The organism is Halomonas sp. XH26, assembly GCF_024138895.1.
Taxonomy (GTDB): Bacteria; Pseudomonadota; Gammaproteobacteria; order Pseudomonadales; family Halomonadaceae; genus Vreelandella; species Vreelandella alkaliphila.
Window position 1 is genome coordinate 669,023 of sequence record NZ_CP071889.1, and the last position, 13,651, is coordinate 682,673.

General features: G+C 55.9%; 12 protein-coding genes. 3 read left to right on the plus strand and 9 right to left on the minus strand.

Annotated elements, in window-relative coordinates; translation table 11 throughout:
• The first annotated feature begins 113 nt into the window (after positions 1-113).
• Complete coding sequence (gene aceK, locus J4377_RS03130) at positions 114-1,880, plus strand: bifunctional isocitrate dehydrogenase kinase/phosphatase (protein ID WP_038481356.1); 1,767 nt, start codon at positions 114-116, stop codon at positions 1,878-1,880.
• A 178-nt stretch (positions 1,881-2,058) separates the two neighbouring features.
• Positions 2,059-2,772 carry an NAD-dependent deacylase gene (locus tag J4377_RS03135; RefSeq protein WP_038481359.1) on the plus strand — a complete coding sequence of 238 codons (714 nt, stop codon included), beginning with the start codon at positions 2,059-2,061 and terminating at the stop codon, positions 2,770-2,772.
• Between the two features lie 5 nt (positions 2,773-2,777).
• Here the strand turns inward: J4377_RS03135 and bioA are convergent, their stop codons facing one another.
• The 6 genes from bioA to bioB are packed head-to-tail and all read right to left on the minus strand — an operon-like array spanning position 2,778 to position 8,480.
• Positions 2,778-4,049 (minus strand): adenosylmethionine--8-amino-7-oxononanoate transaminase, encoded by a 1,272-nt coding sequence (gene bioA / locus J4377_RS03140; protein ID WP_253486692.1) that lies wholly within the window; start codon positions 4,047-4,049, stop codon positions 2,778-2,780.
• Positions 4,046-4,771, minus strand: a complete 726-nt coding sequence (gene bioD / locus J4377_RS03145; protein WP_198348637.1) for a dethiobiotin synthase — start codon at positions 4,769-4,771, stop codon at positions 4,046-4,048. The genes bioA and bioD overlap by 4 nt, the downstream gene beginning before the upstream one ends.
• Positions 4,768-5,547 (minus strand): malonyl-ACP O-methyltransferase BioC, encoded by a 780-nt coding sequence (gene bioC / locus J4377_RS03150; RefSeq protein ID WP_253486697.1) that lies wholly within the window; start codon positions 5,545-5,547, stop codon positions 4,768-4,770. Before bioC ends, bioD begins: the two co-directional genes overlap by 4 nt.
• Positions 5,538-6,275 (minus strand): alpha/beta fold hydrolase, encoded by a 738-nt coding sequence (locus J4377_RS03155; protein WP_253486699.1) that lies wholly within the window; start codon positions 6,273-6,275, stop codon positions 5,538-5,540. Before J4377_RS03155 ends, bioC begins: the two co-directional genes overlap by 10 nt.
• Positions 6,263-7,411: an 8-amino-7-oxononanoate synthase gene (gene bioF, locus J4377_RS03160; protein ID WP_253486706.1), complete on the minus strand. Its 1,149-nt coding sequence runs from the start codon at positions 7,409-7,411 to the stop codon at positions 6,263-6,265. Before bioF ends, J4377_RS03155 begins: the two co-directional genes overlap by 13 nt.
• A complete protein-coding gene (bioB, locus tag J4377_RS03165; RefSeq protein ID WP_253486731.1) occupies positions 7,404-8,480 on the minus strand; it encodes a biotin synthase BioB in 1,077 nt (358 codons plus the stop codon). The genes bioF and bioB overlap by 8 nt, the downstream gene beginning before the upstream one ends.
• A gap of 210 nt (positions 8,481-8,690) precedes the next feature.
• On the opposite strand from bioB, the gene J4377_RS03170 reads away from it, so the two are divergent.
• A complete protein-coding gene (locus J4377_RS03170) occupies positions 8,691-9,464 on the plus strand; it encodes a tRNA-uridine aminocarboxypropyltransferase (protein WP_038481381.1) in 774 nt (257 codons plus the stop codon).
• Here J4377_RS03170 and J4377_RS03175 read toward each other — a convergent pair whose 3' ends face one another.
• From J4377_RS03175 to trkA, 3 genes are all read right to left on the minus strand, one after another.
• Entirely contained in the window at positions 9,465-10,718 is a 1,254-nt protein-coding gene (locus tag J4377_RS03175; RefSeq protein WP_253486733.1) for a TraB/GumN family protein, read from the minus strand.
• Positions 10,719-10,757: 39 nt separating this feature from the next.
• On the minus strand, positions 10,758-12,206 hold the full coding sequence (locus J4377_RS03180; protein ID WP_120385760.1) for a TrkH family potassium uptake protein: 1,449 nt from the start codon (positions 12,204-12,206) through the stop codon (positions 10,758-10,760).
• A gap of 63 nt (positions 12,207-12,269) precedes the next feature.
• Positions 12,270-13,643: a Trk system potassium transporter TrkA gene (trkA, locus tag J4377_RS03185; RefSeq protein ID WP_038481390.1), complete on the minus strand. Its 1,374-nt coding sequence runs from the start codon at positions 13,641-13,643 to the stop codon at positions 12,270-12,272.
• Positions 13,644-13,651: the final 8 nt, after the last annotated feature.

Below are 13,651 nucleotides of genomic sequence, written 5' to 3' on the forward strand. Positions count from 1 at the left end.
ATGAGTGCTAAAATAGACAGCTGCGTTCTTAAACATGCGAATTACCCACCAAGGTCTTCTCGCATGTAGTGCTCCGTTACGCGAAGCTGGGGGAAATAGTCAGGAGCACCGCCATGAAGCACTCTCCCGCGTATCGTTTAGCGGCCACTATTCTGCATGGATTTGATGGCTACCGAGCACGCTTCAAGCAGATTACCTTTGACGCCAGTCGGCGTTTTCGTGATGCGGCGTGGCGTGATGCCCAGCAAGCCTCAGCGGCGCGGATTAACCTTTATGAAGAGAGAGTGGGCGATACGCTGACACGTTTGCAGCGTACCTTTGATCATGAGGCGCTTACGTACTGTGAGACCTGGCGGGAGGCGCGTGAGCACTATGCGCAGCTGATTAGCCAGCGGTTGGATTACGAGTTGGCCGAGACGTTTTTTAACTCACTATTCTGCTCGATTTTCCACCACCGCCATATTCGCAATGACTGGATGTTTGTGTACAGCTCCCGAGAAGATGCTGCGCACCATTCTGGAATTGAGCTTTGTCGACAGTATTCCGTCAATGGTGATTGGTCTCAAGCGCTTGCCTGGGCGCTTGAAGAGGCACCGTTTGATAACGCCTTTGCTGATCTGGAGCGCGATATTGAACTAGCTGCAGGCCTATTAGAAACCCTGCTTCCCGCCGCTATTTTGCAGTCAGAAGACGCGCAATTAGAGCTGTTGAAAAGTGTCTTTTACCGTAATAAAGGGGCCTACTTAGTCGGCCGCATTTTGGGTGGCGGTGAGCAGGTGCCACTAGTGTTACCTATTCTACATGGTGAAGGGTTTGGCGAGCAGCAGGGCGGCGACCCCTGCCTGCACTTGGATACCGTGCTAACCGAGACCGATGAAGTCTCGATTATTTTCTCGTTTACCCGTGCCTACTTCCAAGTCGATGTGCCGGTGCCTGGGGAGTTTGTCCACTACTTAAAACAGCTCATGCCCCATAAGCCTGAAGGCGAACTGTATGCCGCGATTGGCTTTTTTAAGCATGGCAAAACCGAATTTTTCCGTGCCCTAAACCTGCAAGTGGCCAAGCGTGAGGATCAGTTTGTCATTGCACCTGGTGTGCGCGGCATGGTGATGGCGGTGTTCGTGCTGCCTAGTTTTCGCACCGTGTTTAAGATCATTAAAGATAAATTCGACCCGGCAAAAGAGGTCACCCACGCAATAGTGCGCGAGAAATACCGCCTGGTGAAACGCCATGACCGTGTTGGGCGTATGGCTGATACCCAGGAGTTCTCGAATTTTATCGTGCGCCAGGATCACTTTGCGCCAGAGTGTCTAGAGCACTTGCTAGAAGTAGCACCGTCTACTGTGTCATTGAAAGATGACAAGGTAATAATCAAGCACTGCTATACCGAGCGCATGATGACACCGCTGAATATCTATCTGGAGCAGTGCAGCGCGGACGAGCGCGTAATGGTGCTCAAAGACTATGGTAACGCCATTAAACAGATGGCAGCGGCGAACATCTTCCCGGGCGATATGCTGTTAAAAAACTTTGGTGTTACCCGCCATGGCCGAGTGATTTTTTACGATTATGACGAGGTATGTTATCTCACGGAGTGTCGCTTTCGGCACATGCCTAAATCGTATGGCAATGACTTTCAAGGAGGTGGTGGGGAGAGTTTTTACGTTGGCCCCAATGATATCTTCCCCGAGGAGTTCGGCCCCTTTATGTTTGCCAACCCGGAGCTGCGCGCGATTTTTATGCAACAGCATCCGGAGTTATTTGATCCCGATTACTGGTTGGAGCTACAGCAGGCCATTGTCGATGGTCGGGTGATTGATGTTTACCCATATCGTAATAAGCAGCGCTTCGCGGGGACTATAGGGCAACTGGTATATTAAGTAACCTCTGATTAACTATTGCGCTTGGCCATACTGCGTTAAAAATCGCCTTAAAATGCTCATTTACAACCCGTAAACTCCGCTTTTTTCTTTGATTTTTGCCTTGTCTGGCCTGCGCTCATTACATTAATAAGAGGCTCCTTGTGAAACAGTAAGCAGTTATTTAGTCGAGGAAAACATGACAGCACCACCGCACTTAGTGGTTTTTACCGGTTCAGGGATTAGCGCCGAAAGCGGTATTAAAACGTTCCGTGCCAGTGATGGTCTCTGGGAAGACCACCCAGTCGAGGAGGTGGCCACGCCCGCGGGCTGGCGCCGAGACCCACAGCGCGTACTGGAGTTTTATAACCTGCGCCGAGAGCAAATTCGTAAGGCCAAGCCCAATGCTGCCCATAAAGCCCTGGCGGCGCTTGAAAAAGATGGCTTTCGAGTCAGTGTTGTCACGCAAAATATTGATGATTTGCATGAGCGTGCAGGGTCGCGAGATGTGCTGCATCTTCATGGCGAGATTTTGAAGGCGCGCTCTACAGTGGATGTGCGGCTGCGCTATCCGCTGCCGAAAGGTGGCATTGCGCTGGGCGATATTTGTGACAAAGGCAGCCAGCTGCGCCCGGACGTGGTGTGGTTCGGTGAGTCGGTGCCGCTATTTGAAGACGCCTGTGAACTTGTTAGCCAGGCGGATTTCTTGCTGGTGGTAGGCACGTCCCTAGCGGTAATGCCCGCGGCGTCGCTGCTGTCGTATATTGACTTGGATACCCCGTGTGCGCTGGTCGACCCCGACGCGGATGCCTTAACACCGCCTGGCGTTCTAGCGATTAATACCACCGCAGGAGAGGGCGTTCCAGCGTTGGTAAACCAGTGGCGCAAACAGGGCAATTTGATGCTGCCTTGAACTGTCTATCGCTTCAAAAACCATGCTTTCATTACGTCGGTAATCTGAGTGATGTCGGCGTCGGTAGCGATATAAGCGGGCATGGTGTAAAGCCAGCGGCCGATTGGGCGCAGCCACACACCTCGCTCGCGGGCGAACTGCCCGACACCTTTCAGCGTCTCGGCGGAGTGCGCTTCAATCACTGCGGTGGCACCCAGCACTCGCACATCGGCCACGTCTGGGTGGGCGTTCAGCGCGGAGTCGTCAATTAACGCTCGGCTAAGCTGTTGGCTGAGTGCCGCAATCTTGTCCAGGTAGTGCTCCTCTTCAAACACGCGCAGGCTTTCCAGCGCGACACGGCAGGCCAGCGGGTTGCCCATAAATGTCGGGCCGTGCATAAAGGCATGGTGGGCGCTGTCGCCAACAAACGCATCGTGAACACGGTCGCTGGCCAGGGTCGCTGCATGGCCTAGATAGCCGCCGGTTAATCCTTTTGAGAGCACCATAATATCCGGTGTTACGTCAGCGTGATTGGCGGCAAACAGCTTGCCAGTGCGGCCAAAGCCGGTGGCCACTTCATCAAAAATCAGCAGTACGCCAAACTCATCGCATAGCGCCCGTGCACCGCGCAGGTAGTCAGGCGAAGTCATATTCAGCCCGCCTGCCGCCTGGAGTAACGGCTCCATCAGCAGGGCCGCAATCTCATGATGGTGGCTCGCCAATACGTCGCGAAGTGCCGCTAAGTCATCGGCTACCTGTTCCTGTGTGGCGTTAAACGGTGCGGTGGGCGCGGGAGCGAAGTGGTGTTGGGGCAGCAGGCTGGCGAACAGGCTATGCATGCCTTCTTCAGGGTCGCATACCGCCATACAGCCGGTGGTGTCGCCATGGTAGGCCTTCATTAACGAAAGCATCTTGCACTTTTCGGGGTGGCCGATGAGCACCTGGTACTGCAGGGCCATTTTCATCGCCACTTCCATCCCGACTGAACCGCTGTCGGAGTAAAACACGTGATTAAGGCCGTCAGGGGTGATGCGCACGAGCTCCCGAGCAAGCTGGTCGGCGGGATCATGGGTGAGGCCACCTAGCATTACATGGCATAGCTCGCCTGCCTGTTCACGAATGGCCGCGACTAAACGTGGATGGCCATAGCCATGAATCATGCACCACCAGGAGCAGGTCGCGTCGAGCAGTTGCTCGCCGCTTTCCAGGGTGAAATGGCTACCGCTGCCGCCGACCACTTTAGGGGCGGGTGCTTGTGTTTTGAGGTGGGCGTAAGGGTGCCAAACGGGAGAACTCATAAAGCGGCTTCCTGATTCAAAACTGAAGTGTTGAGCAGTGCAGATAGTGAAAGCGCGTGGCGCGCATGGGTGGCATCGGCGGTGGCTAAATGAGGAATAATGCCTAGACATGGCACGTTAAGGGCGTTTTTAAGAAGCGCGATATTGGACTCAAAGCGCGCTGTATCAGCGGCGAACTCAGGGTCCACCACACTGCCGACCCAACCCGCAAGGGTTAGGCCATCGGCAGCGATGACCTCCGCGGTAAGCCGCGCATGATTAAGACAGCCAAGCTTTAGTCCCACGACCAGAATAACGGGCAGCTGCATCATCCGCGGTATATCGGAAAAGTCGTTGTGCTCATTGAGTGGCACACGCCAGCCGCCAGCGCCTTCGATGAGCGTTAAATCGCGCGGCATGTCGTTTAGGGTGGCGGTAAGCGAGGCCACTACACTATTGACGTTAAGAGCGCACCCCGCCTCGCTGGCGGCCAGGTGCGGCGCAATAGCGGGCGCAAACGCCCACGGGTTAACGGTGGTGTAATCGACGGGGGGAGCGCTCTGTTGTTGTAGCGCCAAGGCGTCGCTATTGCGCAGCCCATCCGCCGTGATGTGGCTGCCAGAGGCAATCGGCTTAAGCCCCAGCGTGCTGAGCTGCTGCTGTTTGGCAGCGCATAGCAGTGCGCTGGTGGCCAGGGTCTTACCTGCATCGGTATCGGTGCCGGTCACGAAATAGACGGTCATGGTGATTTTTCCAGGTGCAGGGTGATGCAGTGGTAGCTAACGGGGAGCCCTTGGGGTTCACGTAGCGTTTCAAAACGCTGGCGGGCGGCGACCAGGTCTCGGCGAGTAAGACGTGCCTTGGGCCGCGCCACCTGGGCGCCTATTCCCTTAATTGAGTCCATGACGGCAGTGAGATCGGGGTAGTAAAACCGCCGCCACTCGGTAATGCGATCAACCAGCGTTAAGCCGCTTAAGGCAACGGCGCGTTCAAGCGCTTGGGCATTCGGCGTTTGCAGTAATGCCTCCGGGCGCTGCCAAGCAGAGGCGACTTCTGCCAACGTGCCGGGTAAGAGAGTCGTGAGATGCACTTGGCCGCCAGGGGACAGCACTCGTTGAAGCTCGCGCATAACCGCATCGATATCGCGGCACCACTGGATGGCGAGGTTGGAAAATATCAGATCAAAGGTGCCGCGCTCAAAAGGCAGTGCAGCGGCATCGCCTTGCTGCCAACGAATATGATGGCCATAGCGCGCTTGGGCGTGAGCGAGCATGCCAGGGGCAATATCCAGCCCAGTGATGTTGGCATGGGGAAATTGAGTGGCTAGTCGTTGCGTCCCGACTCCGGTACCACAGCCAAGGTCGAGTATGTTGTCGGCACTAGGCGGAAGCGATGACCAGAGCGTTTCCCCTATCTGGCGCTGAGCGCTGGCCAGCGCGTCGTAGCGGGGGGCCGCGCGAGAGAAAGCGTGGGCGACTTTTGCCTGCCAGTTTGGCGCTGGCGTTGCCGTTAGGTACATACGTGCTCCTTGGCGACCAGTGCGGCTTGGGAAGCGATGGTCGCGACTAGTTGAGCAGGTTGGGAAAGCATCGGGCAGTGCCCCGCGTGGGCAAGGTTGATTGCCTGAGCGCGGGTGCTGGAAGCTACTAACGGATCGTGCTCGCCCACTAGCTGAATGACCGGACAGGGCGCCTCTTGCAAACGCTGGGTGTTATCCAGGGTGGCAAGCCAGTGAAGCCCTTGGGATAGGGTGCTGTTAGTAGCGCTGGGGGTGTCACCCAACATAGCACGTAGCTGTTGGTGGACGTGGCGAGCGTTAGGTTCGCCTTGGGTTTGCCAGCGTAAGAAATGCCGCCAGGTGGCGTCGGGGTCGCGGCTAAAGGCGCGCTGAAAGCTGGCAAGCTCGGCTTTGCTCACGCCGTCATCGCTACAAAATTGCCCGCCTGTGCCAATCAGTACCAAGCCGCGTGGCGCAGGCAGCTTATCGAGCAGCGCGCTGGCTAACAGCCCACCCAGCGACCAGCCAACCCACACTGCGTTACTGGGTAGTTGGTCGGCCATGGCGCTGGCAAGAGTATCAAGGGTGGCCGGTTCAGCCTGGGCAGGGGTATCGCCATAGCCCGGCCAGTCCACCGTGTGTACCTCAGTATGGGCAGGCCAGTAGGTGTCCAGCGGCTGCCAGATGCGCTGATCGATCCCCCAGCCCGACAGCAGCACCAGACGTTGAGGGGCGTCTAGGCGGGACATGCTGTTTCCTCACGCTGACAGGCGCTCAGCCCTTCAATAAGCCGATCAATATCCTCTGGTTTGTGGCGGGCACTCAGCGTAATGCGCAGCCGTGCGGCACCATTAGGTACCGTGGGCGGGCGAATCGCCCCGACGTGAATACCCCGTTGGGCGAGCTTAGCCGCCCAAGCCATGGTGCGTGGCTCGTTGCCGAGTAACAGCGGTTGAATAGGTGTATGGGAGTCGGCAAGGGGCAGCCCGAGCGCTTGGGCCTGCTGGCGAAAATAGTTGATATGGCGCTGGAGCCGCTGGCGGTGTTCAGGTTCGCGCTGCACGATAGTCAGCGCTTCCAGGGTCGCTGCGGCAATGCTGGGGGGCTGGGCCGTGGTATAGATATAGCTGCGAGCAAACTGGGTGAGGTGCTCAATTAGCGCCGCGTCACCGGCCACAAACGCGCCAGCGGTGCCCAGTGCTTTGCCCAGTGTACCCACCAAAATAGGCACCGCTTGGCTATCAAAACCTTCCACACAGCCGCTGCCGTTAGCGCCTAACACGCCCAGACCGTGAGCGTCGTCAACCATTAGCCAGGCGTCGTGTTGCTGGCTGACGTGGGCAAGGGTGGCAATATCGGCAACGTCGCCATCCATGCTGAACACGCCGTCGCTGACCACCAGTTTATGAGTGGCGGAGCTGCGCGCTAACAGGCGTTCAAGATCAGCGCTATTGCGGTGATGAAATCGTCGCGAGCGGGCACCGCTTAGCGTTGCGCCATCGAGTAGCGAGGCATGATTTAAACGGTCTTGAAAAATGGCGGTATTTGAGTCGGCGAGCGCCTGCAACACGCCAAGGTTAGCCATATAGCCGGTGGAAAACAGCAGTGCACGCTGCCGTCCGGTCCACTCGGCCAGTGCGTCTTCCAGTGCGTCGTGGACTTCCAAGTGGCCGCTGACCAAGTGCGACGCGCCCGCGCCTGCGCCAAAGCGGCGCGCACCCTCTGCCTGGGCAGCTTGTACACGTGGATTATGAGCCAGCCCGAGATAGTCATTGCCGGCAAAGTCCAGCGTGCCAAGGGTATTCACCCGCCGATGCCGCCAGCGCTGTTGATCAACACGCTGCTGGCGGGCGCTGGCTAGCCGCTGTTGCCACGCTTCAGACACTGGCGTCTACCGCCAGTGCTGCTGCCCGCTCCGCCTGGGCGTGCTGCTGAGCTTGTTGGGTGAGTCGCTCGGTGTGAGTGGCTTCATCTTCGCAGGTATCACGACGTTCTGGGTGCAGGCCTAATTTTGCAAATAGCGCGCGGTCGCGGTCTGCCTGAGGATTGCCGGTGGTGAGTAGTTTGTCGCCGTAGAAGATCGAGTTGGCTCCCGCCAAAAATGCCAGTGCTTGAGTCGACTCGCTCATCTGCTCGCGGCCAGCGGAAAGCCGCACATGGCTTTGCGGCATCATAATACGCGCCACCGCAATGGCGCGGATAAACTCAAGCGGGTCTAGGTCTTCGACATTCTCTAGCGGTGTACCCGGTACTTTAACCAGCATATTGATGGGGACGGATTCTGGGTGCGGTGACAGCTTCGCCAGCTGCTGTAACAGCGCACTGCGGTCTTGTGCGCCTTCACCCATGCCTAAAATGCCGCCGGAGCATACTTTCATGCCCGCTTCACGCACGGTGGCCAGGGTGTCCAGGCGGTCGCTGTAGGTGCGGGTGGTGATAATTTCACCATAAAAGTCGGGGGAGGTGTCCAGGTTATGGTTGTAGTAATCCAGCCCAGCAGCCGCCAAACGGTTGGCTTGATCACCGTCGACCATACCTAGTGTCATGCAGGTTTCCAGCCCCAGGGCTTTTACTTGGCGAACCATCTCTTCGACCAGCAATAAATCTTTATCCCGCGGGCTGCGCCATGCCGCGCCCATACAAAAACGGCTAGCGCCGGCCTCCTTGGCAGCCTTGGCTTGGGCAACGACTTTTTCGATTTCCAGCAGTTTCTCTTTTTCGAGCTGGGTATTGTAGTGACCGGACTGCGGGCAATATTTGCAGTCTTCTGGGCAAGCCCCCGTTTTAATCGATAGCAGGGTAGAAACCTGCACCGCGTTAGCATCAAAGTGGGCGCGATGCACTTGCTGAGCTTTAAATAACAGGTCGTTGAAGGGCAGCGCGAACAGCGCATTAATTTCGTCCAGCGTCCAGTCGTGGCGCGGGGCGGCGGCATTGAAAGCGGTGGCGGTCACGGGTAAACCTTTTTTCTTTTGAAAGTTGACGAGACTCTAGCGGCGTTACGCTTTTGGTGTCAACTGTTCAGAGTGTTCTGGTTTACTACGAGCGGTTTTAGAGAGCAGGGGTTCGTCATGGTGGCCGGGCTGCTTTATACTCGGCGCCCTTTGTTAACCGTCTTTTGTTAACCGTCTTTTGTTAATCGCCCTTTATAAATTGGAGCGCGGATGTCTGACGCTACGTCACAGCCCCCTGAGTCTTCTTCATTGACTGACTTCGACCCTGCTACGGGGCATCCGCGCCCACCTCGGCGTGAATTTAAAGCACGGGGCAGTTTTGTCACTCGCTGCGAAGGGTGCAATCTTCCTGAGCTCAACTGTCTGTGCCCTTATCAGGTGAAAGCAGATAGCACCGCCCAGGTATGGCTGTTGACCCACTCTATAGAACACTACAAGCCGACCAATACCGGGCGGTTAATTGGTGATGTGCTGACGCAAACCAAAGTGTTTACCTGGTATCGCACCGCGCCGGACGAAGAGTTAGCCGCGCTGCTTGAAGATCCGCGCTACGCGCCTTTTGTGATCTTCCCAGATGACCAGCCCGACTACGCAGACCGTGTGGTGGATATTAATGCCGTGCACGCTATGAAGCAGCAGGCGCGTATTCCGGTATTTGTGATTTTAGATGGCACTTGGCGCCAAGCGCGACGAATGTTCCGCAAGAGCCCTTATCTGGATACGCTGCCGGTACTGCCGCTGCGCACTGAGCGGGAAACACGCTACCGGCTACGCAAACCCGCCTCAAAAGCGCACCTGTGTACGGCAGAGGTTGCCATTGAACTGCTGCGCCAAAGTGGTGATGAAAATGCCGCTGATGTGCTAGACGATTACTTTGATGTATTTAACGATAGCTATGCCGAGAGCCGTTACTATCGCAAAATTGCTGAACCAACCGCTGCCATGCAGCGGCTGTTAGATCGACAAACTGAGGCAAATGCTTAACTAACTAGTGCCACTACCAAACAGTGCACCGGCAATTCTAAAGCCTGCTACCCAGGTACCCACCGCAGACCCTAATGTTGCCAAAATAAACACCAGCAACGTACGGGAGACACGGTTTTTCCACCAACCTTTGAGCTCGGTGACATCATGGCGCAGTGTCGAAAAGTCGCGCACCTTCGGTTTGCGCATATAGAGTTCGACCCCCGCGGCGACAAAGCCTGCACCAATGGTGGGGTTAAGCGAGGTCAGTGGGGCGGCAAAGAAAGTGGCAATCACCGTCACTGGGTGTGCAAGGGCCGCTATTGTCGCGCCGCCGGATAAAATTCCATTGATTAAAAACCACTCAATGACCAACTGCCAGCCAAGCTCAGTATTGCGCGAAAAGCCGATCACAAAACCGGTGATAACCAGCGCGGTAATCAGCCAAGGGGCAGCTTTCCAGAGTTTAGACGGTGGCGGCGTTGCCTCCAGCGATTCACGCTCAGTGGTAGGGTTTTCAGGAAGCGCTGCTTCCAGGTGTTCTCCGGTGCCTTTTAAATGCCCGGCACCCAGCACCACTAACACGTTTTGGTAGCGCCCAGGTGGTGCTTCTTCAGCTAAGCGCAGTGCCATATAGCGGTCGCGTTCGCGAATAAGCGGGGTATAGAGTGCTTCTGATTCGGCAGCAAATTCGCTGAAAGTGGCTTCCAGCATATCGCCTTCTTTGAGCTTTTCGATATCCTCTTTGGAAACATCTTGGCGCGACATGACACTGCCAATTAGCCCCGAAAATAGCGAGAAGCGTTGCCACCAAGGGACATTGCGGTAAATGCGTTTTAATGTAATGCCAACGTCACGATCGACCAACATTAAAGGCAGCTTGTGGGTACGGCACTCTTCTACTGCTGCACGCATTTCAGCGCCAGGCTGAATACCTGACTGCTCAGCAATCCGTTGCTGAAACGCACCAAGCGCCAGACTTGCCGCTACCATGCCCGCTTTGCCCTGTTTAAATACCTGAAAAAGATCCTGCTCCCCCATGGCATCGGGGTTGTCCATGCTGTGATGACGTGCGTCGCATAGCTCAATGGCAACGGCATCGAAAGTGCCACTGTTGATTAATTGGCGAACGTCATCGGCACTTTCGGCAGAGACGTGAGCGGTGCCGAGCAGGGTGTAACGGGTGCCGCCAACGGTGACGGTTTTTAACGGGCCGCTGGTCTTAGGCTGCGCGTTGGGTTCTTGCGCCAGCGGTGTTGTATCGTCATGGATCATTAATGTGTCTCAATTTGAATAGAAAGCATTGATACGTGTTTAACGACGCCAGAAGGCGGGTGTAAATAGCACGAGTACCGTGAAAATTTCCAAGCGGCCCAGCAGCATCGCTAGCACCAAAATCCACTTGGCTAGGCTGGGCAAGTCGCCGTAATGGCTGCTAGCTTCGCCCAATGCTGGGCCTAAATTGTTCAGTGCAGAACCAACCGTGGACCAAGCGGTAACTTGGTCAACACCTGTTGCCATAACGCCTACTAGCATCAAGAAAAATAGCATGACGTAGGCTGAGAAAAAGCCCCATACCGCCTGGGCGATGCTGTCGGGAACACTAACTTTGCCCACTTTAACGGCAATGACTGCGTTGGGGTGAATAAGGCGCATGACTTCACGCATGCCCTGCTTCAAGATCAGAATGATGCGGATTACTTTCATGCCGCCCGCCGTCGATCCGGAACAACCACCTACAAACGCGGCGACAAATAACAGAAATGGTAACGCACCCGGCCAGCCTGAAAAGTCGGCAACTGCAAAGCCCGCAGTGGTGGCGACAGAGACGACTTCAAACAGCGCGTGTCTCAGACCTTCAACATCGTCGTAGGTGTCCGTGAGCCACAAAGTAATCACGGTGATCGTGGTTAACCCAGCAAGAAATATCATTAAAAAGCGCGCTTCGGGGTCCTGAAAGTAGTGCAGCAAGCGCTTTTCACGCCAAGCAATAAAATGCAGGCTAAAGCTGAATGCTGAGATCAGCATAAAGCCAACGCAAATCAGCTCAATGGCGGCACTGTCAAAGTAGCCGATGCTGGCGTCATAGGTCGAAAATCCGCCAATCGCGACGGTCGAAAAGCTGTGTCCCAAGGCATCGAACCAGCTCATCCCCGCCAACATGTAAGCGACCATACAGGCCAGCGTTAGCGTTGCGTAGATGTACCAAAGCGCTTTGGCGGTTTCGGTAATTCGCGGTGTTAGCTTTGAATCCTTGAGTGGGCCAGGAATTTCTGTGCGGTACAGGGCCATTCCCCCAACACCCAAGGTGGGCAAAATGGCCACCGCTAACACTACAATCCCCATGCCGCCTAACCACTGCAACTGCTGGCGATAGTAAAGGATGGATTCTGGCAGAAAATCGATGCCAGTAATGACGGTTGCACCGGTCGTGGTTAGCCCGGAAAACGATTCAAATACCGCATCGGTGATACCGAGCGAGCCTTCACCAAACAGCATCAGTGGTAGCGAGCCGAAGAGTGCCAGTACGGTCCAAAACATCGCCGCAATAATGAAGCCGTCGCGAATTCGTAGCTCTTTGTGGGCGCGGCGATTGGGTAGGAAAAGCAGTAAGCCAGTTATCACTGAAATGGCGATGCCGCTCATGAAAGCATGCCAAACACCGTCGCGAAACCAAAGTGATATCAGCATGGGTGGCAACATGGTGAGGCTAAATAGCATCAACAGTAGCCCTAAAATGCGTAGTATGACCCGCAAACTCATAGCAGTGGTTGCCTCATAGCGGTGGCCTGTTTTCTTGAAGAGCGTTGCCTAGAAGGCCATTGCCTAGAAGAACGTTAATCCCACTTGGAATAGCCGCTCCACGTCACGAATGCGTCGCTTATCAATCACGAATAGAATGACGTGGTCGCCGCTCTCTACCATTACATCCCCATGGCCAATGATGACCTCTTTGCCTCGCACAATGGCACCAATGGTGGTGCCTTCAGGCAGATTGATCTCAGCTATGGTCCGGCCCACCACTTTGGACGACTGCTTGTCACCGTGGGCGATCGCCTCGATGGCTTCCGCAGCGCCACGGCGCAGTGAGTGCACGTTGACAATATCGCCGCGGCGGACGTGGGTGAGCAGGCTGCCGATGGTCGCTTGCTGGGGGGAAATGGCGATATCGATTTCGCCCCCCTGAACCAAGTCCACGTAGGCAGCGTTGTTAATCAGCGTCAGTACCTTCTTGGCGCCCAAGCGTTTGGCCAGCAGCGACGACATAATATTGACCTCGTCGTCGTTGGTCAGGGCACAAAAGATATCGCAGTCTTCGATGTTCTCTTCTTCCAACAGCCGTTTGCTGGTGGCGCTGCCGTGGAGCACCACCGTTCGGTCAAGCCGCTCGGAAAGCGCAGTACAGCGCTCTAAACTGTGCTCGATAATCTTAACTTGGTGGCTGTGCTCCAGGTGTTCGGCTAAGCGTTCACCTATATTGCCCCCACCGGCAATCACCACCCGCCGGAAATCCCGTTCAACGCGGCGTAGTTCGCTCATTACCGCGCGAATATCACGCCGTGCAGCCAGGAAAAACACTTCGTCGTCGGCTTCAATCACCGTATCACCACGGGGAATAATCGGCCGATTGCGGCGGTAAATGGCCGCCACGCGTGTTTCCACATTGGGCATGTGCTTGGCTAAAAAGGCTAAATCCTGTCCCACCAACGGGCCACCGTAGAACGCCTTGACCGCCACCAGCTGCACTAAACCACCGGCAAACTCCAACACCTGCAACGCACCGGGATGCTCAATCAGGCGGCGAACATGATCCGTGACCACTTGTTCAGGGCTGATCAGTACATCAATAGGAATCGCTTCGTGGGCGAACAACCCCTTACGGGTGAGGTAGGCGGTTGAGCGTACGCGGGCAATTTTGGTAGGCGTGCGAAACAGCGTATGGGCGACTTGGCAGGCGATCATGTTGATTTCATCGGTGTTGGTCACCGCAATCAACATATCGGCGTCTTCACAGCCCGCCTGACGCAGCACAATAGGATACGAAGCCGCGCCCGTCACGGTGCGAATATCCAGTTTGGTGTGCAGTTCGCGCAGTTTCGCGGCGTCGGTATCGACGACGGTAATATCGTTTTCTTCGCGGGCAAGGTGCTCCGCTAGGGTGCCGCCGACCTGGCCGGCGCCGAGAATGATGATTTTCATTGCTAAGC